The sequence below is a fragment of the Geodermatophilus sp. SYSU D01176 genome, assembly GCF_054050015.1.
In genome coordinates, this window is sequence record NZ_JBJGYN010000002.1 from 52,512 (window position 1) to 73,498 (window position 20,987).

The 20,987-nt window shown below is 76.5% G+C and carries 22 protein-coding genes and 1 pseudogene; 9 read left to right on the plus strand and 14 right to left on the minus strand.

All coding sequences use genetic code 11. The features are described 5' to 3' along the window. Positions 1-4: 4 nt before the first annotated feature. Positions 5-349: a lycopene cyclase domain-containing protein gene (locus tag ACI78Z_RS01795; protein ID WP_457034803.1), complete on the plus strand. Its 345-nt coding sequence runs from the start codon at positions 5-7 to the stop codon at positions 347-349. Between the two features lie 148 nt (positions 350-497). Beyond that, positions 498-662: pseudogene (locus ACI78Z_RS01800) on the plus strand (lycopene cyclase domain-containing protein); the annotation flags it as partial. Here the strand turns inward: ACI78Z_RS01800 and ACI78Z_RS01805 are convergent. From ACI78Z_RS01805 to ACI78Z_RS01815, 3 genes are read right to left on the minus strand one after another with little or no spacing between them, the layout of a single operon-like run. Continuing rightward, on the minus strand, positions 659-1,612 hold the full coding sequence (locus tag ACI78Z_RS01805) for a phytoene/squalene synthase family protein (protein WP_457034804.1): 954 nt from the start codon (positions 1,610-1,612) through the stop codon (positions 659-661). The pseudogene ACI78Z_RS01800 and the gene ACI78Z_RS01805 sit on opposite strands and share 4 nt — an antisense overlap. Further along, on the minus strand, positions 1,609-3,147 hold the full coding sequence (gene crtI, locus ACI78Z_RS01810; RefSeq protein WP_457034805.1) for a phytoene desaturase family protein: 1,539 nt from the start codon (positions 3,145-3,147) through the stop codon (positions 1,609-1,611). The genes ACI78Z_RS01805 and crtI overlap by 4 nt, the downstream gene beginning before the upstream one ends. After that, entirely contained in the window at positions 3,147-4,286 is a 1,140-nt protein-coding gene (locus tag ACI78Z_RS01815) for a polyprenyl synthetase family protein (RefSeq protein WP_457034806.1), read from the minus strand. Before ACI78Z_RS01815 ends, crtI begins: the two co-directional genes overlap by 1 nt. A gap of 178 nt (positions 4,287-4,464) precedes the next feature. On the opposite strand from ACI78Z_RS01815, the gene metF reads away from it, so the two are divergent. Further along, entirely contained in the window at positions 4,465-5,367 is a 903-nt protein-coding gene (gene metF, locus ACI78Z_RS01820) for a methylenetetrahydrofolate reductase [NAD(P)H] (protein ID WP_457034807.1), read from the plus strand. On the opposite strand, the gene ACI78Z_RS01825 is transcribed toward metF, so the two are convergent. Further along, positions 5,361-6,008, minus strand: a complete 648-nt coding sequence (locus ACI78Z_RS01825) for a hypothetical protein (protein WP_457034808.1) — start codon at positions 6,006-6,008, stop codon at positions 5,361-5,363. The genes metF and ACI78Z_RS01825 overlap by 7 nt on opposite strands. Before the next feature lie 450 nt (positions 6,009-6,458). After that, positions 6,459-7,202, minus strand: coding sequence for a hypothetical protein (locus ACI78Z_RS01830; protein ID WP_457034809.1), 744 nt, complete (start codon positions 7,200-7,202; stop codon positions 6,459-6,461). Between the two features lie 213 nt (positions 7,203-7,415). Between ACI78Z_RS01830 and ACI78Z_RS01835 the strand changes: the two genes are divergently transcribed. From ACI78Z_RS01835 to ACI78Z_RS01850, 4 genes are all read left to right on the plus strand, one after another. After that, a complete protein-coding gene (locus ACI78Z_RS01835; RefSeq protein WP_457034810.1) occupies positions 7,416-8,360 on the plus strand; it encodes a DUF808 domain-containing protein in 945 nt (314 codons plus the stop codon). Positions 8,361-8,448: 88 nt separating this feature from the next. After that, a complete protein-coding gene (locus ACI78Z_RS01840; protein ID WP_457034811.1) occupies positions 8,449-9,555 on the plus strand; it encodes a sigma-E factor regulatory protein RseB domain-containing protein in 1,107 nt (368 codons plus the stop codon). Next, positions 9,552-10,469, plus strand: coding sequence for an ATP-binding cassette domain-containing protein (locus ACI78Z_RS01845; protein WP_457034812.1), 918 nt, complete (start codon positions 9,552-9,554; stop codon positions 10,467-10,469). Before ACI78Z_RS01840 ends, ACI78Z_RS01845 begins: the two co-directional genes overlap by 4 nt. Further along, positions 10,466-11,284 carry an ABC transporter permease subunit gene (locus ACI78Z_RS01850; RefSeq protein WP_457034813.1) on the plus strand — a complete coding sequence of 273 codons (819 nt, stop codon included), beginning with the start codon at positions 10,466-10,468 and terminating at the stop codon, positions 11,282-11,284. Before ACI78Z_RS01845 ends, ACI78Z_RS01850 begins: the two co-directional genes overlap by 4 nt. A 41-nt stretch (positions 11,285-11,325) precedes the next feature. Here ACI78Z_RS01850 and ACI78Z_RS01855 read toward each other — a convergent pair whose 3' ends face one another. From ACI78Z_RS01855 to ACI78Z_RS01865, 3 genes are read right to left on the minus strand one after another with little or no spacing between them, the layout of a single operon-like run. Beyond that, complete coding sequence (locus ACI78Z_RS01855) at positions 11,326-11,916, minus strand: TIGR03086 family metal-binding protein (protein ID WP_457034814.1); 591 nt, start codon at positions 11,914-11,916, stop codon at positions 11,326-11,328. Further along, positions 11,913-12,770, minus strand: coding sequence for an ArsR/SmtB family transcription factor (locus tag ACI78Z_RS01860; RefSeq protein ID WP_457034815.1), 858 nt, complete (start codon positions 12,768-12,770; stop codon positions 11,913-11,915). The genes ACI78Z_RS01855 and ACI78Z_RS01860 overlap by 4 nt, the downstream gene beginning before the upstream one ends. Before the next feature lie 37 nt (positions 12,771-12,807). Next, complete coding sequence (locus ACI78Z_RS01865) at positions 12,808-13,617, minus strand: lipase family alpha/beta hydrolase (protein ID WP_457034816.1); 810 nt, start codon at positions 13,615-13,617, stop codon at positions 12,808-12,810. 57 nt (positions 13,618-13,674) lie between these two features. Here ACI78Z_RS01865 and ACI78Z_RS01870 point away from each other — a divergent pair, with 57 nt between their 5' ends. Together ACI78Z_RS01870 and ACI78Z_RS01875 are read left to right on the plus strand one after the other, a co-directional pair. After that, positions 13,675-14,331: a CDP-alcohol phosphatidyltransferase family protein gene (locus tag ACI78Z_RS01870; protein ID WP_457034817.1), complete on the plus strand. Its 657-nt coding sequence runs from the start codon at positions 13,675-13,677 to the stop codon at positions 14,329-14,331. 157 nt (positions 14,332-14,488) lie between these two features. Beyond that, the gene (locus ACI78Z_RS01875; protein ID WP_457034818.1) at positions 14,489-15,463 is read left to right on the plus strand and encodes a carbohydrate kinase family protein; all 975 of its coding nucleotides are present in this window, start codon (positions 14,489-14,491) and stop codon (positions 15,461-15,463) included. Positions 15,464-15,607: 144 nt separating this feature from the next. On the opposite strand, the gene ACI78Z_RS01880 is transcribed toward ACI78Z_RS01875, so the two are convergent. The 6 genes from ACI78Z_RS01880 to ACI78Z_RS01905 are packed head-to-tail and all read right to left on the minus strand — an operon-like array spanning position 15,608 to position 20,930. Further along, entirely contained in the window at positions 15,608-16,258 is a 651-nt protein-coding gene (locus ACI78Z_RS01880) for a flavin reductase family protein (protein ID WP_457034819.1), read from the minus strand. Next, complete coding sequence (locus ACI78Z_RS01885; protein WP_457034820.1) at positions 16,255-17,394, minus strand: glycosyltransferase; 1,140 nt, start codon at positions 17,392-17,394, stop codon at positions 16,255-16,257. Before ACI78Z_RS01885 ends, ACI78Z_RS01880 begins: the two co-directional genes overlap by 4 nt. Next, complete coding sequence (locus ACI78Z_RS01890; RefSeq protein WP_457034821.1) at positions 17,391-18,185, minus strand: carotenoid biosynthesis protein; 795 nt, start codon at positions 18,183-18,185, stop codon at positions 17,391-17,393. Before ACI78Z_RS01890 ends, ACI78Z_RS01885 begins: the two co-directional genes overlap by 4 nt. Then, positions 18,182-19,819 carry a phytoene desaturase family protein gene (locus ACI78Z_RS01895; RefSeq protein ID WP_457034822.1) on the minus strand — a complete coding sequence of 546 codons (1,638 nt, stop codon included), beginning with the start codon at positions 19,817-19,819 and terminating at the stop codon, positions 18,182-18,184. Before ACI78Z_RS01895 ends, ACI78Z_RS01890 begins: the two co-directional genes overlap by 4 nt. Then, positions 19,816-20,403, minus strand: coding sequence for a GNAT family N-acetyltransferase (locus ACI78Z_RS01900; RefSeq protein ID WP_457034823.1), 588 nt, complete (start codon positions 20,401-20,403; stop codon positions 19,816-19,818). The genes ACI78Z_RS01895 and ACI78Z_RS01900 overlap by 4 nt, the downstream gene beginning before the upstream one ends. Further along, entirely contained in the window at positions 20,400-20,930 is a 531-nt protein-coding gene (locus ACI78Z_RS01905; protein WP_457034824.1) for a YbaK/EbsC family protein, read from the minus strand. Before ACI78Z_RS01905 ends, ACI78Z_RS01900 begins: the two co-directional genes overlap by 4 nt. Positions 20,931-20,987 lie beyond the last annotated feature (57 nt).

Consider the following 20,987-nt stretch of genomic DNA (forward strand, 5'->3'; position numbering starts at 1 on the left):
GCCCGTGGGCTCCCTGACGTACCTGGTGCTGCTGGCCGGCTGCCTGGTCGTCACCGCGCCGCTCGAGCTCCTGCTGCGGGTGCGGGTGTACGCCCGCTGGCGGCGGCTGCTGGTGGCGGTCGCGCCGGAGTTCGCCGTCTTCGTGGTCTGGGTGCTGTACGCGATCGCGCAGGGCCACTGGGACTACTCCGACCGGCTGACCCTCGGCGTCCGGCTGCCCGGGGGGATCCCGGTGGAGGAGGTGCTGTTCTTCCTCGTCGTCCCGCTGTGCTCGGTGCTGGCGCTGGAGGCGGTGCGGAAGGTCACCGGCTGGGACGCCGGCTACCCCGCCGAGGAGGCCGACGCATGAGAACCTCCCGCCTGCTGTGCCGGCGTCCTCTCCGCACTGCGGGCCGGATCGCGCCGGCAGAGCGGGGGATCGGCCAGCAGAGCGCGCCGGCGGGGGAGCGGTCGTGAGCTACAGCGCGCTGGCGGTCACCGCGGTGGTCGCCGTCCTGGTGCTGGACCTGGCCGTCTACCGCACCCGGATGGTCACCCGGCCGGTGTTCTGGGTGGCCTACGCGATCATCGTCACGTTCCAGCTGCTCATGAACGGCGTGCTCACCGGCCTGGCGGTCGTCACCTACGACCCGGACACCATCTGGGGCCCGCGGATCGCCTACGCCCCGGTCGAGGACCTGCTGTTCGGCTTCGCCATGGTCACCCTGACCCTGGCCAGCTGGGCGGCGGTCAACCGGCGGGCGAACACCGCCAGGCGCCGCGGCCTGGACACCCGCACCCGGCGGTCGAGCACCCGGTAGTCGGCCCGCTCGATCTCGGTGAGGATGCCGCCGTAGAGGTCGGTGGCGGCGCGCACGCAGTCGCGGGACTCCGGTGCGAGCATCGGCGTCCCAGGGGCGGCGTCGTCGTAGCGGCGGCGGACGATCGCCACCATCTCCCGCATCAGCTCGCGGAACCGGTCGTCGAAGCGCTTCTCGATGAGCTGCTCGCGGGGAACGCCGTGCGCGGCCATGAGGTCGGCGGGCAGGTAGACCCGGCCCCGGTCGGCGTCCTCGGCGACGTCGCGCAGGAAGTTGGTCAGCTGGAACGCCTCGCCCAGGGCTATCGCGTGCGGGGCGGCCTCCTCGCGGGCCACGCCGGGCGCGGTGCCGAGGACGGGGAGCACCTGCAGCCCGATGACCGCCGCCGAACCCCACATGTAGCGGTCGAGGGCGTGCATGTCGGCGTAGCCGGTGACCTCGAGGTCGCTGGTCATCGCGGCGAGGAAGTCGACCAGGTGCTCGACGGCGATGCCGTACCGGCGGTAGGTGTGCACCAGGGCCAGCCGCACCGGGTCGTCGGACCAGCCGGCCTCCAGCTCGGCGAGCGCCGCGCGGGACCACTCGGCGAGGTCGCCGGCCGGGTCGGCGCCGGGGTGGTCGACGAGGTCGTCGGCGGTGCGGGCGGCGGCGTACAGCGCGTGGATCGACGGACGGCGGTCCGGCGTGAGCAGCCGGGTGGCCAGGTGGTAGCTCTTGCCGTGCCGGGCGGCGATCGCGGCGCACTCCCGGTAGGCGGCGTCGAGCAGCGCCTGCCGCTCGGCCTGGCTGCGGGGCGGGTTGACGAGGGTCACCGGGTCCCCGTCCCGCGGTGGTGCGGCGATTTCCGCGGAAACCGCCGGTCGGGGCCGGTGATCCGCTCGGCGGCCAGCCGGCCGCTGATGACGACCATCGGCACGCCGACGCCCGGCTGCACCGACGAGCCGGCCAGGACGACGTTCTCCGGTCCGCGCCGGGGGAGCGTCGGCGTCCGGAACGGGCCGGTCTGGCCGAAGGTGTGCGCCAGCGCGAACGGCGTCCCGGCGGCCATGCCCTGTGCCGCCCAGGTCAGCGGGGTGTCGACGTGCTCGACCTCGATCGCGCCGGTCAGGCCGGTCCAGCCGCGGTCCTCCAGCACGGCGAGGACCTCGTCGCGGTAGCGGGGGCCCAGCGTCGTCCAGTCCAGGTCGGGGTTGCCGCCGCTGTGCGGGTCGAGGTTCGGGGTGGGGGCGACGATGCTGAGCACCTGGCCGCCCTCGGGGGCGAGGCCGCGGTCGGTGCGCGACGGCATGCTGACCAGCAGGCTGGGGTCGGTCATCGGGCGCCCGTCCCGGGTGAGCTCGGCGAACACCTCGCGCCAGGCGGCGCCGAAGCTGATCGTGTGGTGCGCCTGGCCGGCCAGTTCGCTGCGGACGCCGACGTGCACTGCCACGCAGGACGGCGAGTACACCGGCCGCCGCAGCCGCCGGAACCCGGGCACCAGCGCCTCCGGCCGGTCGACGGTGACGACGACGGCGTCGGCGGGCAGCCGCTCGCCGTCGTCCAGCAGCACGCCGGTGACCCGCGAGCCGGTCACCTCCAGCTCGCGCACCCCGGTGTCGTAGCGGAACACCACCCCGGCATCCGCGGCCGCGGCCGCCAGCGCCCGGGGGACGGCGGCCATCCCGCCCACCGGGTGCCAGACGCCGGCGCCGATGTCGAGCTGGGCGATGACGGCGTAGGCGGCGATCGCCCGGTACGGGCTGACCCCGGCGTAGAGGGCCTGGAAGCTGAACAGGCGGCGCAGCCGGTCGTCGGTGAAGTGCCGCTCGACGTGCCGTGACAGCCGGCCGAAGCCGCCGCGCCGGGCCAGCTGGACGAGCTCGGGGCCGAGCAGGTCCATCGGGGTGTCGAGGTTGCGGTCGATGAAGGTGTCCAGCTGCAGCCGGTACAGCTCGGCCAGGTCGGCCAGGTAGCGGCGCAGCGCCGCGGCCTCGCCCGGCCCGCACAGCGCCTCGACCTCGGCGGCGAACGCGTCGACGTCGGCGTGCACGTCCAGGTGCGAGCCGTCGGCGAACTGCGCGCGGTACGTCGTCTCCAGCGGGACCAGCTGGAGCCGGTCCTCCAGCTTCTCGCCGACCGCGGCGAGGGTGTCGGCGACCAGCTCGGGGGCGGTGAAGACCGACGGGCCGGTGTCGAGGGCGTACCCGCGCTCCTCGATCCGCCCGGCCCGCCCGCCCGGGCCGGACCCGCGCTCGACGACGGTGACGTCGCGGCCGGCGCCGCGCAGCCGCAGCGCCGCGGACAGCCCGGCGAGGCCAGCGCCGACGACGACGACGCGGTCGGTGCGCCCGGGGACGGTGCGGACCATCAGGCGGTGCGGGTGGTCGCGGCGACGGCCAGCGCGTCCAGCGCGGCCCGGGCGTCGTCGGCCAGGGGGGCCTCGGCGATCGCGGTGCGGGCCAGCGCGGTGCGCTCGGCGATCCGCCGCTCGACCTGCGCCCGGGCGCCGGTGGACTCGATCAGGGCCCGCAGCGCGTCGAACTCCTCGGGCCCGGCGGCGGGGTCGCCCAGGGTGTCGGCCAGCAGCCGCCGCCCCGCGCCGTCCGCGGCCTCCTCGGCCAGCGCGACGAGCAGCGTCTGCTTGCCCTCGCGCAGGTCGTCGTCGGCGGACTTGCCGGTGACCGACGGGTCCCCGAACACCCCGAGGACGTCGTCGCGCAGCTGGAACGCCTCGCCCAGCGGCAGGCCGATGGCGGTGTAGACCTCCGCGGCGCGCTCGCCGGCACCGGCGATGGCCGCGCCCAGCTGCAGCGGCCGCTGCACCGTGTAGCCGGCGCTCTTGTAGCGGGCCACGGTGAGCGCGCCCTGTGCGCCGGGCAGGCCGCCGGCGGCGCGCAGCAGGTCCAGGTACTGCCCGGCGGTCACCTCGGTGCGCATGGTGTCCCAGACCGTGCGGGCGCGGGAGAGCGCGGCGGGGGAGATGCCCGAGCAGCGCAGCAGCTCGTCGGACCAGACCAGCGCGAGGTCGCCGACGAGGATCGCCGCCCCGACGCCGAAGGTGTCGCCGTCCCCGGCCAGCTCGCCGTCCCCGTGCCGGGCGGCGAAGCCGACGTGGGTGGCCGGTCGGCCGCGGCGGGTCAGCGCGCCGTCCATGACGTCGTCGTGGACCAGGGCGCTGGCGTGCACGAACTCCAGCGCGGCCACCGCCCGCAGCACGGCGGCGTCGGACTCGCCCGGGCCGTGGTCGGGGGACTGGTCGCGGACGCCGCGCCAGCCCCAGTAGGCGAACAGCGGGCGCAGTCGCTTGCCGCCGTCGGCGAGGGCGCACACCTCGTCGACCACGGGCAGCAGCGACTCGTCCATCGCCGCCAGGGTCCGCCGCTGGACGTCGAGGAAGTCCGACAGGGCGGTCGCGACGGCCGCGCGGACGCGGTCGATCTCGGCGGCGGCCGGCGGCGGGGCCGGGGGGAGGACGGGTCTCTCGCGCTGCTGCGCCCCGGCGGTCACGGAACGAGTATCGCGCCCGACCTGATCGGGCGCGGCCGGGATGGGGGCGGAGTCGGTCAGGGCCAACGGGTCAGCCTCCTGGGGCCGGGGGTGCGGTGGTGCCGGAGGACTTCCCCGCGGCCGCGCCGTCCGGATGCAGCGGGACCCGGGGGACGGCGGGTCCGTATCCTCGACGTCCATGACCCGGACCGTGCGCGAGCTGCTCGCCGAGGGCAGGCCGACGTGGTCCTTCGAGTTCTTCCCACCCAAGACCCCCGAGGGCGCCGCCCAGCTGTGGACGGCGCTGCGCGAGCTGGAGCGGCTGCAGCCGTCGTTCGTGTCGGTCACCTATGGCGCCGGCGGGTCGACCCGCGAGGGCACCGTGTCGGTCACCGAGCGCATCGCCACCGAGACGACGATGACCCCGCTGGCCCACCTGACCGCCGTCGACCACAGCGTCGCCGAGCTGCGGCACGTGGTCAGCCGCCTGGCCGCCGCGGGCGTGCGCAACCTGCTGGCGCTGCGCGGCGACCCGCCGGGTGCCGACCCGCAGGCCGAGTGGGTGGCCCACCCCGAGGGGCTGCACTACGCGGGCGAGCTGGTCGAGCTGATCCGCTCGATGGGCGACTTCTCCGTCGGCGTGGCGGCGTTCCCCGAGCGGCACCCGCGCTCGCCGGACTTCGAGACCGACGTGGCGATGTTCGTGCGCAAGTGCCGGGCCGGCGCCGACTTCGCGATCACCCAGATGTTCTTCCGCCCCGAGGACTACCTGCGGATGCGCGACCGGGTGGCCGCCAGCGGCTGCGAGGTGCCGATCATCGCCGGGGTCATGCCGGTGACCAACGCCCGGCAGATCACCCGCATCGTGCAGCTGTCCGGGCAGGCGTTCCCCGAGCACCTGGCCGCCCGCTTCGCCGAGCTGGACGGCGACACCCCGGAGGCCAAGGCGGCGGTGCGGGCCTACGGCGTCGAGGTGGCCACCGAGCTGTGCCGGACGCTGCTCGCCGAGGGCGTCCCGGGCATCCACTTCATCACCATGAACCGGTCGACGGCGACCCGTGAGGTCCACGCCAACCTGGCGGCGGTCCCGACTCCTCACTGAGCCGGGTCCGCCGCGGGGGTCGCGGCGGCGCGGCCGGCCAGCCGGGCCGCCGTCTCGGCGGCGGCCCGGCGCAGGCCCTCCCGCTCGGCCGCGTAGCCGCCGATCGTGCCGACCACCGGCAGGTTGGACAGCGCCCGGTGCAGAAGCCTGCCCTTGGGCCGGGCGTCGAGGGTGTCGTCGATCCGGCCGAGCAGCCGGGCGACCCGCCACACGGTGCGGACGGCGCCCCGGTCGTCCCCGTCCCCGAGCACCTCGTCGGCGTAGGCGCCGGGGGCGCGGGTCAGCAGCGGGCGCACCCGCTCGGCGGGCAGGTCGCGGTCGAGCAGCACCTGGGCCAGCAGCGACACCCGCTCGGCCTCGTCCTCGACGCCGTGCTCGGCGGCCACCCCGCCCACCACCAGCGCCTGGACCGCCGAGCCGACCGTGTTCTGCAGCGGCAGCAGGTCGGCGAGCTTGCCGGCGAAGCGGGGGACGGCGCTGACGCCGGCGGCGACGCGGCTCACCCGGTCGGCCCACCACTCCTCGCGCTCGGCCTGCGGCAGCTCCGGTGGACGGCCGAGCCGGCGGACCAGCGGGGCCGTCAGCCGGTCGACCCGGCGGAGGACGTCGACGACGACCGCGTCACTGATGGGTGGGGCCATGCAGTCGCTCTACCCGCGGTCGCGGCCGGCCCATGCACGGACCCGATCCCGCGGGAACGTCCACGCGTCCCACCTCTCACCCAGGTGCCGAGGCGTTCCTCGATGCCCTCGCGGCCGACCCGGCTCCGAAGATGTCAGCCGCCAACAACGTCGAGGCGGCCGTCGTCGTCGATGCGACGCAGGCCCCGGTCGCCCGGCGACGCTTCGACGAGCTGGTGCAGGTCATGCGTCTGGAGATGGGCATCCCGCGAGGCTGCACGTCGGGGACTGCTTCGCCTACGCCCTCGCTGTCGAGAACAGGGAGCCGCTGCTCTTCACGGGCAACGACTCCGGCCACACGGACGTGACGCCGGCTCCGCCACCAGCCGGCTGACGACGGACGCAGGGGACAGTCGGACCCCGCGGCACGTTCCGGGCGGGGAGTGGCCGCCGGGGTACGGCGCTCGTCCCTCAGTCCGGCGGCGCGGCCAGCGGGGCGCGGGTGCGGGTCATCAGGTCGACCAGCTCGGCGACCGCCGTCCGCACCGCCGCGATCTCCTCGGCCACGGCCCCCGGGCCGCGGTCTGCCGGGCCCGGCGGGTACGCCGTCTCCACGGTGATCCCGTCGATCTCGGCGGCGCTGCGCTCCAGCCGCTCCAGGTCGGCCAGCGAGCGCAGCTCGGCCGACAGCAGCGCGGCCTGGTCGCGGTGCCGGATCAGCGCATCGGCCCGGTCGCCCAGCCGCAGCGCCGCCGCTTCCAGCGCGGCGGACTGGGCGTCCCAGTACTCCCCGGCGGGCCCGGCCGGGCGCAGGCCGAGGATGGCGCGGGCGTCCCGGATGCGCACCGCCAGGTCGACGATGCGGTCGACCTCGGCCTGCCCGTCGAAGGCCGCCCGGTTCGCCGCGAGGAACGGCGAGGACCAGGCCGGCTCGCGCAGCGTCTCCGCCCAGGCGCGCGACGCCGCGGCGGCGACCCGGGCCTCGGTGGTGTCCCACGCGGCCAGCGCCGCCTCGGGTGCCGGGAGCGGCACCTCGGGCGCAGGGGACGCCGGCCCCAGCCGGGCGCGGGCGGCCCGGTCCAGCCGGACGACGGCCGCGCGCAGGCGTGCCCGGCGCGACGACGGCTCGCGCCGGGGCGATCGGACGACGACCAGCCGGCCGTCGGTCAGGTACCGGTCCGGCCAGAGCGCCGCGCCGTCGTCCGCCGTCCCCATGGTCCTGCCCTCCTGCTGCACCCGGTGAGCAGCCCGTCGCTCCAGGGTGCCGGTCCCGGCAGCCGGACGACGGACCTTCCGGACCGGGCGTTCGGCGTGTCCCCAGCCGGGTAGTCCTGCCCGGGACGCCGAACGCGGAGTCGCCCGGTGCGGCCGGACGGACCACGATCACCGAGACTGCACACGAGTGCTGACCAACTGGGAGGACGTCACGTGGCCGGTGGACTCGTAGCACTGCTCGACGACGTGGCGGTGCTGGCGCGCGCCGCCGCCGCCTCCATCGACGACATCGGGGCGGCTGCAGGACGAGCCAGCGTCAAGGCCGCCGGTGTCGTCGTCGACGACACCGCCGTCACACCGCAGTACGTGCACGGCCTGGCCGCCGAGCGGGAGATCCCGATCATCCGGCGGATCGCCACCGGTTCGCTGCGCAACAAGCTGTTGATCATCCTGCCCGCCATCCTGCTGCTCAGCCAGTTCCTGCCGTTCCTTCTCACCCCGATCCTGATGATCGGAGGGGCCTACCTGTGCTACGAGGGCGCGGAGAAGGTCTGGCACAAGCTCAGCGGCCACCACGAGGCCCACGCATCGGTGGAGCAGGCGCTCCCGGACGAGAAGACGATCGTGACCGGGGCCGTGCGCACCGACTTCATCCTCTCGGCGGAGATCATGGTGATCTCGCTGAACGAGGTGGCCGACGAGGGCTTCTGGTCCCGCGCGGTGATCCTCGCGGTCGTCGCGGTCGGCATCACGGTCCTCGTCTACGGCGTCGTCGGCCTCATCGTGAAGATGGACGACGTCGGGCTGTCCCTGTCCCAGCGCCCCGGGAAGGGGATCTCCCGGTTCGGCCACGGACTGGTGAAGGCGATGCCGCGGCTGCTCACCGCCCTGACCGTGGTCGGGACCGCCGCGATGCTGTGGGTCGGCGGTCACATCCTGCTGGTCGGCTCGGACGAGCTTGGCCTGCACGCCGTGTACGGCGCCGTGCACCACCTGGAAGAAATCGCGCACGAGGCCACCGGGGCCCTCGGCGGGGTCGTGGGGTGGCTGGTCAACACCCTGGCCAGCGCGCTCGTCGGGCTCGTCGTCGGCGCGCTGATCGTGCTGGTCATGAACCTGACGGTGCACCGGCGCAAGTCCTCCGCCGCCGCCCACTGACGGGAGGACCCCTGCCCCCGCGACGTGCAGGCTCGCGGCGGGACCCGGTAGGGGCGAGGCCGCGCTGCCCGCTCGTACCGTGGGGCGCATGGCGGCACGGGGGCGGGGCGCGCTCGCCCGGTGGGCCGCGGTCGGCCTGCTCGTCGCGGCGCTGGGAGCGCTGCCCTCGCTCGTGGCCGCGCTGCCCGCGGACGACGCGGACGTCCCCGCGGCCGAGCTCCGGGCCGCCGTGCTGGCCAGTGCGGACGTCGGCTTCTCCGGCTACGCGGTGTCGGCGGGCGGGCTGGCCCTGCCGGTGTCCGACCGGCTCACCGACGTCGCGGATCTCTTCAGCGACCGCACGCTCGTGCGGGTGTGGTGGCGCGGCCCGGAGGAGCACCGGGTCGACGTGGTGAGCGGAGCGGGGGAGACCGGGGTGCACCGCGACCCCGGCGGTACCTGGACCTGGGACTTCGAGGCCGGCACCGCCACCCGCGGCGCCCCCGCGTCCCTCGCGCTGCCGACCCCGCCGGACCTGCTGCCCGCCCCGCTGGGCCGCCGGCTGCTGTCCGAGGCCGCCGACGACGAGCTGTCCCGGGTCGGCGCCCGGCGGGTGGCCGGCCGCGACGCGCTGGGGCTGCGGGTGGTGCCGGCCGACGCCGCCTCGTCGGTCGGCCGGGTCGACGTGTGGGTCGACCCGGCCAGTGGGCTGCCCCTGCAGGTGGAGGTCTTCGCCGAGGACGCCGACCTGCCGGCGCTGGACACCCGGTTCCTCGACCTCGACCTCGCCGTCCCGCCGGCCGGCGTCGTCGCCTTCACCCCGCCGCCGGAGGCCACCCTGCTCACCGCGCCCGACACCGAGGAGCTCATCGCGCAGGCCGAGGAGAGGGCGCCGGACGTGCGGCTGCCCGGGGAGCTGGCCGGCCTGCCGCGGCGCGGCTTCGCGGGGGTGCCCGACGCGGTCGGCGTGTACGGCCGCGGCGTGACGCTGCTGGCGGTCGCGCCGGTGCCGGGCCGGCTGGCCGGCGGGCTGCGCGCGGCGCTGACCGCGAGCCCCGACGCCGTCCGCGACGAGCTCGGCACGCGGGTCGCGGCCGGCCCGCTCGGCCTCATGCTGGTCGACCGGGGCGGCGGCCCGGCCTACGTGCTCACCGGCACGGTCTCCCTCGACGCGCTCGCCGACGCTGCTCGCCGGCTGCCCGGAGCAGTGTCGTGAACGCGGTGATCCGCACGCGGGGGCTGGTCAAGCGCTACGGCCGGCTGCGCGCGGTCGACGGCATCGACCTCGACGTCCGCGCCGGCGACGTCTACGGCTTCCTCGGCGCCAACGGCTCGGGCAAGACGACGACGGTGCGGATGCTGCTCGGCCTGGTGCTGCCCACGGCCGGCGAGGTGGAGCTGCTCGGCGAGCGGATGCCCCGCGCCGGCCGGCGGGTGCTGCCGCGGGTCGGGTCGCTGGTCGAGGGCCCGGCGCACCACGGGCACCTGTCCGGGCGGGCCAACCTCGCGCTGATCGACGCGGCCGGGCCGGGCGGGTCGCGGCGCACCCGCCGCGCGCGGATCGGGCAGGTGCTCGAGCAGGTGGGCCTGGGCGGCATCGACCGCCGGCCGGTGCGCGCCTACTCCCTGGGCATGCGGCAGCGGCTCGGGCTGGCCGCCGCGCTGCTGCGCCGGCCCGAGCTGCTGGTGCTCGACGAACCGACCAACGGGCTGGACCCGCAGGGCATCCACGAGATCCGGGACCTGCTGCTCGAGCTGCACCGCGGCGGGACGACGGTCTTCCTCTCCAGCCACCTGCTGGCCGAGGTCGAGCAGCTGTGCACCCGCATCGGCGTGCTGGACCGCGGCCGGCTGGTGCTGCAGGACGAACTGGCCCGGCTGACCGCGCCGACCGGGGCCACCGTCGTGTCCACGCCGGACGCCGACCGGGTGCGTGCGGTCCTCGACGGGCGGGTGCTCGCGGTCGACGGCTCCCACGTGGTCGTGCGCGGCGACGACCCGGCCGAGGTCAACGCGCTGCTCGTGGGCGCCGGGGTGCCGGTCACCGGGCTGGCCCTGCAGCGGCCCTCGCTCGAGCAGGTCGTGCTGGCCGCGGCGGGCAGCAGCGCCGACCGGGTGGCGGCCCGGTGATCGGCGTCGAGCTGCGCAAGCTGTTCCGCCGTCCGCGCACCTGGGTGACGATCGCCGTCCTCAACGCGCTGCCGGTGCTGGTCGCCGTCCTCGTGCAGCTGACCGACCTCGCGCCCCGGCCGGGGGAGGGCCCGCCGTTCCTCTCCGCCGTCCTCACCAACGGCGCGCTGTTTCCGCTGGCGGCGCTGGCCATCGTGCTGCCGCTGTTCCTGCCCATCGCGGTCGCCGTCGTCGCCGGGGACGCGGTCGCCGGCGAGGCGCAGGCCGGCACGCTGCGGTACCTGCTGGCCCGGCCGGCCGGGCGGACCCGGCTGCTGGTCGCCAAGCTGGTCGCGGTCGTCGCGTTCGTCCTGGTCACCGTGCTGGTCGTGGCGGGCGTCGGCTACGTCGTCGGGACGACGCTGTTCGAGGCCCAGCCCGTCGCCGCCGGCGCGACCACCTCGGTGTCGGGCACCTCGCTGACCGAGCAGGAGCTGGCCGGCCGCAGCCTGATGGCCATCGGCTACGTGACGGTCTCCATGCTCGGCGTCGCCGCCTTCGGCCTGTTCTTCTCCACGCTGACCGACTCGCCGCTGGCCGCCGCCCTCGGTGCGCTCGCGGTGCTGGTGACCTCGTCGCTGCTGTTCACCCTGGACGCCGCCTCGCCGATCGCGCCCTACCTGCCGACGCGGTACTGGCTGGCGTTCGTCGACCTGTTCCGCGATCCCGTCCTGTGGCGGGACGTCGTCCGCGGGCTGGCGCTGCAGGGCGTCTACGTCGGCGTGCTGCTGGCCGCCGCGTGGGCCAACTTCACCACCAAGGACGTCACGAGTTGACGGACCCCGTCCCCCACCCAGCGGGACTCCGGACGGGGCCGTCAGGGCCGTGCGGTCGGCCGTCGGCCCAGGAAGGCCACCAGCCGGTCCCCGGGGTGCGCGTCCGGCGGCAGGTCCACGGGCGCGGAGAAGCGGCCCGGGCGGGCTCCGTCGTCCACCAGGGACGTCGCCGTCCGGAGGAGGGCGGCAGCCAGGTCGGGCGGCACTCCGCGTCCCGAGCCGCAGGCCGTGGCGACGTCCCAGCCGTGGACGGCCAGTTCGACCGCGCCGCCACGGGCGGCCGCCTGCGTCCGTGCGGCGCCCTCTGCGCTGCCCTGCCCGTCGCGCGCCGCGGCCGACGTCAGGACGTCGAGCAGGTGCAGCAGGCGGTCCCGCGCCACGGCGGAGGGATCGGCGTCCCCCGTGCGCGGCGGGGAGGGCAGGTCGAGGTCGCCGGTGCGCGCCAGACCGGTGAGGCCGTCGGCCGCGTCGGCCAGGTGCAGCAGCAGGGTCCGCACGGGCCAGCCGGCGCACGGGGTCGGCCGGTCGAGATCGGCGACGGTGACCTCGGCCAGGCCCTCGAGCGCGTAGCCGGCGGCGCGGGCGAAGAGCGCGACGTCCGCCGTCAGCGGAGGCGCAGCGGTCGCGGTCACGAGGTCCGCCCGGGCGCCGCGGCCGTCGGCGCCATCTCCCACGGCGCCTCGGGCAGCACCTCGCCCGTCTCCAGCAGCGACTTGAGGTTGGCCAGCACTGCCGGCCAGCCGTGCGAGATCTCGCCGAGTGCGGTCTCATCGGCGAGGTTCTCGTGGGTCACGGTCAGCCGCACGACCCCGCCGTGCTCCTCGAGGAGGAAGGTCACCACGGAGTCCCCACCGGGCGGCTCGGGGCCGTCGGGAGCTCCGAACGTGATGACCAGGCGACGTGGCGGATCCGTCTCGAGCACCCGGCCGGCCGCGTCGGGGACGCCCGACCCGTCGGTGCGCCGGTGCTCCCAGCGCGAACCCGGCTGCCAGTCCGAGACGTTGGCGTGGCCCCAGTAGCGCGCGGTCAGGTCGGCGTCGGTGAGGGCCTGCCAGACCTGCTCCGCGCGGGCCCGGACGTAGGTGACGTAGACGTAGGTCGGTACGGATGCCGCTCGTTCGGTCATGGCGTGCTCCTCTGCTCGCTGACGGATGGCCTGCAGGGCCTCCAGCCGGGGCCGGTCGAAGGCCGAGATCCAGCGCTCGCCGATCTCGGAGATGGCGGCGGGGTTCAGGAAGTGCAGCCGCTCCCGGCCGCGGCGGACGACGGTGACCAGGCCGGCGCGGACGAGGACGTCGAGGTGCTGGGTGGCCGACTGGCGGGCCATCCCGAGCCGGGCGCAGAGCTCGCCCAGCGTCTGACCGTCCTGCTCGCGCAGCCGGTCGAGGAACAGCCGCCGGGTGGGGTCGGCCAGGGCCTTGAAGACCTGGTCCACGTCCCTGGTCTCCGCGGCCACGACCAGCATCATGCAGGCATCCGCCTGCATGTGTCAACGGTGTCCCGGGCGCTCGGCGAGGGGCGGATCAGCCGCCCAGGCGGGCGCAGTCGCCGGGACCCAGCGGGGCCGGCGCGGCGACCCCCAGCTGCTCGAGCACCATCGCCTGGACCAGCGGGTCGCGCGGCAGGTCGCCGTGGGAGACGCGGGCGCCGGTGCAGACCGCCTGCACCGGCAGCTCGAGCGCGCCCTCCAGCCGGGCGGACTCCGGCGGGGTCACCGTCTGGTCCTGCTCCGTCCAGATCGACACCCAGGCCGGGCCCTCGGGCGTCTCGTCGCCGGCGTTGAGCCGGGCCAGCAGCGGGCTGTCGGTGGTCATCTGCCGGCAGGCCTCCGGGCACTGGTCCGGGGCGGCCGAGCCGGCCAGGTCGGCCAGCGAGGTGCCGTGGTGCGGGGAGCCGAGCGTGACGATCCGGCGGGCGACGACCGCGCCGCCGTCCGCGGCCCACAGCCGGGCGACCACCCCGCCGGCGGAGTAGCCGACCACGTCCACGCTGCCCGCGCCGGTGCGCTCCAGGGCCGCCCGGGCCGCCTCGCCGAGGACGCCGGCTGCGGCCGCGAGGTCGCCGGTGCCGTTCCCGGGGACGGCGACCACCGTGGCGTCGCGCCCTTCCGCGGCCAGCCGGTCGGCCAGCGGCTGCAGCGCCGCGGTGGACCCGCCGTAGCCGGGCACCAGCAGCACCGGTCCGGGCTCGTCCTGCGCCACCGGCTCCCGGCCCGCGGCGTCCGACGGCCGGCCCAGCAGCAGCGTCGCGCCAGTGACCAGGACGGCGACGACGGCGAGGGCCAGGACGCCGAGCACGAGACGGCGGCGGGCGGGGGAGAGACCGGCGAGCACCCCACCACTGTCCACGCCCCGCCGTGCCTGGTGGACTGCGCTGGTGGAGCGGGCGCCGTGCTGAGCCGCGAGGAGTACCTCGCCGCCTGGTCGACCTGGCACGGCGGAGCCGACCCCGCGGGGAGCCGGCTGGTGCACGGCTGGCTGTCCGGCGCCTACGCGCTGGCCCGCCGGGTCCCCAGCCTGCCGCCGGTCGCGGTGACCGTCGCGGGTCTGCTCGTGGCCGCGGTCGCCGTCGCCCCGGCCGCGCTGGGCGGTGCCTGGCTGGTGCTCGCCGGCGTGCTGGTCGGGCTCTCCGCCGTCCTCGACGGGCTCGACGGGGCGCTCGCGATCGCCACCGGCCGCGCCTCGCGCCGGGGCTTCGTGCTGGACTCGACCGTCGACCGGCTCAGCGAGGCCGCCTTCGCCGCCGCGCTGTGGGTGGCCGGCGCCCCCGGCTGGCTGGCCGCGGCGTTCGGCGCGCTGTGCTGGCTGCCGGACTACCTGCGCGCCCGGGCCGGGCAGGCCGGCGTCACCGAGACCGGGGCGCTGTCGGTCTGGGAGCGCCCCACCCGGGTGGTCATGACCGGCTTCACCCTCGGCGGGGCCGGGGTGGTGGCCGGCCTCGGCTGGTCGGCCGCGGTGGTCACCGGCGGGACGGCGGTCGGTTGCCTGCTGGGCGCGGTCGGTGTCGGCCAGCTGGGGACGGGGCTGCGGCGGGCGCTCACCGATTGAAGAAGGACCGCCCTTCCCCCCACGCCTGGCAGGCTCGGCGTGGGCCCCTGGAGGGCGGCCGTGGGGCGGGACGACCCGGCGGCTCCTAGGGTGTTGGGGCCGTCTCTCGACGTCCACCGGGCGTCCCGCCGAACGCCACCCCGAGGGAGCGTCCCCCGTGCCCGTCGCCGTCACCGGCTCCATCGCCACCGACCACCTGATGACCTTCCCGGGCACGTTCACCGAGCAGTTCGTCGAGGGCCAGATGGAGAACGTGTCCCTGTCGTTCCTGGTCGACGACCTGGTGCAGCACCGCGGCGGCGCCGGCGCCAACATGGCCTACGGACTGGGGCTGCTCGGGCTGTCCCCGGTGCTCGTGGGCGCCGTGGGCAGCGACTTCGCCGACTACGACGCCTGGCTGACCCGGCACGGGGTGGACACCGCCAGCGTGCACTGGTCGGAGCTCAAGCACACCGCCCGCTTCGTCTGCACCACCGACGTGGCGAACAACCAGATCGCGTCGTTCTACTCGGGCGCGATGTCGGAGGCGGCGTCCATCGAACTGGCCCCGGTCGCCGCGCGCGTGGGCGGGCTGGACCTCGTCGTCGTCGGCCCCAACGACCCGACCGCGATGGTGCGGCACACCCAGGAGTGCCGGGACCGCGGCTACGCCTTCGTCGCCGACCCCAGCCAGCAGCTGGCCTGGGCCGACGGCGAGATGATCCGCGACCTGGTCGACGGCGCCGACCTGCTCTTCACCAACGAGTACGAGTCGGCCCTGCTGCGGCAGAAGACCGGGTGGAGCGACGCGGAGGTGCTCGACCGGGTCGGCACCTGGATCACCACGCGGGCGGCCGACGGCGTCCTCGTGCGGCAGGCCGGGGCCGAGCCGATCGAGGTCATCGCCGTCCCGGAGACCAAGCCGGTCGAGCCCACCGGCGGCGGCGACGCCCTGCGCGCCGGGTTCATCGCCGGCCGGATGTGGGGGCTGGGCCTGGAGCGGGCCACCCAGCTGGGCTCCGCGGTCGCCACCGAGGCGGTCGAGGTCGTCGGCACGCAGGAGTACGAGCTGCGCCGCGAGCCGTTCCTCGAGCGCTTCGCCGCCGCCTTCGGCAGCGACGCCGCCGACGAGATCGCCGCGCACCTGCCATGACATCGTCGGCCTACCGGCCGACACCGCGGCCAGGTGCCGTCCCCCCTGGTGGGCTGAGCGTGTTCTGCGCACCCCGTCGGGGAGCCTCCGCCCCCCACCCCTCACGCCGCCGCGCGGGGCGTCCCACTCCGCCAGCGGGGTCGGCTACGGCTGGCGCAGGTTCTCGCCGATCGACGGGTCCTCGGACCAGCGGCGGTAGGGGATCCGCTTGATCTGCCGCACCTCGCCGAGCGCCGTCCACTCGTTGCCGCCCAGCCGGGCCAGCGGCCTGAGCCGCTCGATGCGCGGCCGGCCCTCCTCGACCGCGCTCTCCCACACGCTGACCAGCTCCACCCGACCGAACACCACCGTGCTGTCGCCGAGCCGGACCGTGGAGTGCAGCGTGCACTCCACCGCGACCGGCGACTCCGCGACCCGGGGGACGCCGACCCGCTCGCTCGGCTCCAGCGCGACGCCGACCTCCTCGGCCTCGCTGACCCCGTGCGGGAAGTCGGTGCCCGTGGCGTTGACCTGCTCGAACAGCCACTCCGGGGTGAGGCTGACGGTGAACTCGCCGGTCGCCTCGACGTTGTCCAGGGTGTCCTTGCGCCCGACCGAGGTGAACTGCACGACCGGCGGGGACACGCACGCCACGGTGTAGAAGGAGTGCGGCGCCAGGTTCACCACGCCCCCCGCCGAGCGGGTCGCGACCCAGGCGATCGGGCGGGGCACCACCACCGAGTTGAGCACCCGGTAGAAGGCCCCGCCGTCCATGGCTGCCGGATCGAAGTGCACGCGCGCGTTCGGGCTGGTCACCCGGCCATCGTCTCCCGCGCCACCGGGACCCCGCCGACCGGGCGGCCCCGCCAGGACAGCGTGCCCCGCCGCCGCCCGGCCACCGACCCGGCCAGCAGGACGTCGAACAGCAGCATCGACAGCGGGTGCGCCAGCGAGTCCGGCCACACCCGGCTGCCGGTCGCCGCGGCCGACACCGCCCGCCCGGCCACGCCCGCCGCGTACCCGACCAGCCCGGCCCGCGACCCGCGCAGCGCCGCCACGGCGGGCAGCACCCAGACGGCGGTCAGCCCGGCCGCGACCGCGACGCTCGCCCCCGGCGACCCGCCGACCGAGGCCCACAGCGACTTGGCGTAGCCCGCCCGCAGCGCCGGCCAGCCGTCGTACATCCGGCAGGCGGCCAGCCGCGACCCGTCGACCGGCACCGCGCGGCCGCCGCTCCGCTTCACCGACCGTGCCAGGGCGACGTCCTCGATGACCTCCCCGCGCACGGCGCCGTGCCCTCCAGCCCGCGTGTACGCCGACCGCCGGACGACGAGGAACTGGCCGTTGGCCGCGGTCAGCGACGGCCGCCGGGAGCGCTCGGCCAGCCGCACCGGCAGCGTGGTGATCCACAGCCACGGGCCCAGCGGCTGCACGAGGCGCTCGGCCGCGGTGGCGGTGACCGGCCGCGGCCACGGCGAGACCAGGTCCAGACCGTGCTCCTCCAGGACGGCGACCGCGCCGGCCACCGCGTCGGGGAAGAGCCGGACGTCGGCGTCGAGGAAGACCAGCACGCCGGCGTCGTCCCCCGGGTCGAGGCCCGCCCCGGTGGCGCAGGCGTGCGGCTTGCCCAGCCAGCCCGGCGGCGGCTCGGCGGCGGCGACCAGCCGCACCCGCGGGTCGGTGACCGAGCGCACCACGTCGGCGGTGCCGTCGGTCGAGCCGTCGTCCACCACGACCACGCGCAGGTCCGGCACCCCCCGCTGGGCCAGCACCGCGGCGAGGCAGCCGCCGACCTGCGCCGCCTCGTCGCGCACCGGCAGGACGACGGTGACCGGCCGGCGCACCGGCGGCGGCCGGGTCGGGGGACGGCGCAGCAGCGCCACGTTGACCGCCGCGTGCAGCGCCCCGGCGACCGCCGTGCCGGAGAGCACCCGCAGCAGCCGGCCGGTCACCGCCGGGCCTGGAGCGCCAGGGCGACCAGCACCGGGACGGCGAGCAGCACGCCCCATGCCGCCGACCCGGGCAGCCCGAGCCAGCCGGCGTGCGCGAGCGCGCCGCCGAGGGTCATCCACCCGAGCACCAGCAGCGGGGCGCCGTCGCCGGTGCGCGGCGGCTCGGCCGCGGTGCGGGCCACCAGCAGGTCGAGCAGCGCCATGAGCACCAGCCCGGCGACCAGCCAGCCGGCCAGGTTGGTGAGCGGCACCGTGTCGATGCCCGGCAGGGAGGGCCGCGGGTGCGCCCACGTCCAGTAGCCGGCCTGCACCATCTGCGGGTCGAGGACGACGTCCCACCCGGCGAACACCGCGGCGGCCACGCCCACGCGGGTCGCACGCCGCCTGCCCTGGGTCAGCCGGCGGGCCAGCAGCCAGCTCGGCCAGGCCATCATCAGCCAGGCCAGCGGCACGAGGAACGGGACGCCGAGCAGCGTCGGGCCGAGGTCGTCGCTGTAGGTGTACTCGCCGTAGGGGAACCCGGTGGCCAGGCCGACGGACTCGAAGACGACGGCGGTGGCCGCGGTGACCAGCAGGACACCGGCGCCGGTGCGCGCACCCCGGCTGACCGCCGCGTGCACGACCGACACCGTCGAGCCCAGCAGCACGATGGTCCAGCTGACCGCGTCGCGGACGGAACCGCCGGCCTCGGTCAGCGGATAGGCGATCGCGGTGAGCACGAGCAGCACCGCGGGCACCCACGGGACCGCGGCCGGCCGGCTGCCCGGCCGCGCGGCGACCAGACCGCTCACCGGCGCACCCGGGCGAGGCCGCGGCGCAGCGCCTCGCGGGCACGGGTCGGCACGCCGCGGTCGCCGAGGACGACGCGGGCCGCCGTCCGCCCGGAGTTGCCCGACACCCCGCCACCGGGGTGGGTCGAGGCGCCGGCGAGGTAGAGGCCGGCCAGGCCGGGCACCCGGTAGCCCGCCAGCGCCGGCGTCGGCCGGAAGGCGAACATGCTGGCCAGCCCCATCTCCACGTGCATGACGTTGCCACGCAGCAGCGACAGCTCCCGCTCCAGCAGCAGCGGGGTCTGCACGTAGGTGCGCTGCACCGAGGCGGCGAAGCCGGGGGCGAAGCGGTCGACGGCGGCGATCAGCCGCACCGCCTCGGCGTCGGCGATCGCGTCCCAGTCGGCGCCGTCGGCCAGCGCGTAGGGGTACCACTGGCCCCACACGGTGACCACGTGCTGCCCGGGCGGGGCGAGGGTGGCGTCGGTGGCGGAGAAGCACATCGCCAGCGGCACCGGCTCGCGCGGCAGCCGGCCGGCCAGCCAGTCGCCGTGGGCGGCGGCCAGCTGCGCCCGGTCGGTGCACAGCAGCTGCAGCCCGCCCAGCGCCGCCGCCGGATCGGCGCCGGGGTAGGACGGCGGCGCGTCGGTCAGCGCCCGCACCACCAGGCCGAAGCCGTTGCCCACCGGCGGGGCGGCGTCGGCCAGCGCCGGCGGGGCGTGCTCGCCGGCCAGGTCGCGGGTCGCCAGCACGTGGCACGCGGCGACGACGACCGGGGCCGCCACCCGCCGTCCCGACGCCGTCTCGACGCCGGTGACCCGGCCGTCCTCGACCAGCAGCCGGGTCGCGGCATCCCCCAGGGCGACGTGCCCGCCGTCGGCCTCCAGCCGGCGGCGCAGCGCCCGCGTGAGGCCGCCGGAGCCGCCGACCGGGTGGCCGGGCGGGACGTCGTGCAGCAGCGTCACCCAGGCGACCATCGCCGCGGTACCGGGCTCGGACATCGGCGGACCGGACTGCGCGCCGAACCAGGCCAGCGCCGCCTTGAGCCGCTCGCTGGTGAACCAGCGGTCCAGCAGCGCGTCGCCGGAGCCGAGGAAGTCGACGGCGAGGTCGCCGCCGGGGGTGCGCGGCCGGCCGTCGGCGGGAGCGCCGAGCGGCCAGAAGGAGCGGGCCAGCCCGCCCACGGTCGGCCGCCGCCCGAACGAGTCCACGACCGCCCGGCTGCGCGACGCCCACACCTGCACGAAGCGGCGGTAGGCGGCGGCGTCCCCCGGACCGCAGGCGGCCGCGATCGAGGCGCAGGTGGCGTCCAGGTCGACGGAGAGGACGAGCGGCCGGCCGTCCGGGCCGGGGTCGCCGGGGGAGGGGGCGGGCGCGAAGCCCCACGGGTCGCAGTCGACGTAGCGCAGGCCGTGGGCGGCGAGGTCGAGCTCCTCGACGATGCCGCTCTGCCGGACGATCACGTGCGCGCTGGAGCCGCGGTCGACCCGCACGCCCGGCCAGCGCTCCACGGTGGAGACCGCGCCCCCGAGCACCTCGTCGCGCTCGAGGACCTCCACCCGCAGCCCGGCGCGGGCCAGGTAGCAGGCGGCGACCAGCCCGTTGTGCCCGGCGCCGACGACGACGGCGTCGACGGGGGTGGCGTCCGTCGTCACGGACCGTCGGACCGCGGGGCCGGGGGAGTCAGCGGCAGGCGGGCGCCGAGGATGGCGAAGGGGCGCGAGTCACCGGGAAAACGGTGGTTGCGGGCGAGGTCGACGAAGCCGTCGGCGTGGTACAGCCGGAAGGCCTTGGTGTCGTTGTCCGGGGTCGACAGCAGCGCCGCCGGGTACGGCAGGCCGGCCAGCAGGGCGTGCAGGAGCTGGCGGCCCAGCCCGCGGCTCTGGTGGTCGGGGTGCACGTGCAGCTCGCAGACCTCGAAGGCGCCGGGCAGCCAGCGCTTCGCCGTCCGCCGGTCGAGCGCGGCGCGCACCTGGTCGTGCCACCACTGGCCGGGGGCGATCAGGTAGCCGTAGCCGAACCCGACCAGCACTTCGCCGTCGCGGGTCGGCACGAAGGCGCCGACCGCGCGGAAGCCCGGGCGCTCGGTGTGCTGGATGGCGTAGCCGTACCGGCCGGCCACGACCGAGGGGCTGTAGCCCATCGCCTCGCCGTAGATGGCCAGGGCCTCGTGCATGTGGTCGCGCAGCCACCCGGTGGGCAGCTCGGTGACCCGCGCGGCGGGCGTCGTCCCGGTCACCGGGCCGCCGCCGTCCCGGTCAGAGCCTCGGGGGCGGTGGGGTCGGGGCCGGAGCCGACCTCGGCGGCGGTGCCGCCGGTGAGCCGCAGCAGCTCCTCGTAGCTGGTCGGGAAGACCGCGTACGGGTGCCCGGCGGCGGCCCAGACCCGGTCGTACCGGGCCAGCTCGATGTCGACCAGCGTGCCGATCGGCTCGGGGTGGCCGATCGGCGCCACGCCGCCGATCGGCTGGCCGGTGTGCCGGCGCACGAAGTCCGCCGACGCCGGACGCACCCCGTGGACGCCGAGCAGCGCGGACACCTTCGCCACGTCGACCCGGTGGGCGCCGCTGGTGAGCACCAGCAGGGGCGCACCGTCGACGTCGAACACCAGGCTGTTGGCGATGGCCCCGATCGGGACGCCGAGCTCTCCGGCGGCCTCGGCAGCGGTGCGGGCGCTGCCGGGGAGCTCGTGCACCCGACCGGTCGCGCCGGCCGCGGCCAGGAGGGAGGAGATGGCGGCCACCCGCGGGTGCTCGGGTCGGCTCATGCGTCGATCCTGCCATCGGCCGGGGCGGTCCGCTCCGGGCCGGGCGGCGGTGTCCCG

Bases quoted from the DNA above. Each gene is read 5' to 3' on its own strand.
- crtI (WP_457034805.1), bottom strand. From the start codon at position 3,147: ATGGTCCGCACCGTCCCCGGGCGCACCGACCGCGTCGTCGTCGTCGGC.
- metF (WP_457034807.1), top strand. From the start codon at position 4,465: ATGACCCGGACCGTGCGCGAGCTGCTCGCCGAGGGCAGGCCGACGTGG.
- ACI78Z_RS01825 (WP_457034808.1), bottom strand. From the start codon at position 6,008: ATGGCCCCACCCATCAGTGACGCGGTCGTCGTCGACGTCCTCCGCCGG.
- ACI78Z_RS01830 (WP_457034809.1), bottom strand. From the start codon at position 7,202: ATGGGGACGGCGGACGACGGCGCGGCGCTCTGGCCGGACCGGTACCTG.
- ACI78Z_RS01840 (WP_457034811.1), top strand. From the start codon at position 8,449: ATGGCGGCACGGGGGCGGGGCGCGCTCGCCCGGTGGGCCGCGGTCGGC.
- ACI78Z_RS01860 (WP_457034815.1), bottom strand. From the start codon at position 12,770: ATGCAGGCGGATGCCTGCATGATGCTGGTCGTGGCCGCGGAGACCAGG.
- ACI78Z_RS01905 (WP_457034824.1), bottom strand. From the start codon at position 20,930: ATGAGCCGACCCGAGCACCCGCGGGTGGCCGCCATCTCCTCCCTCCTG.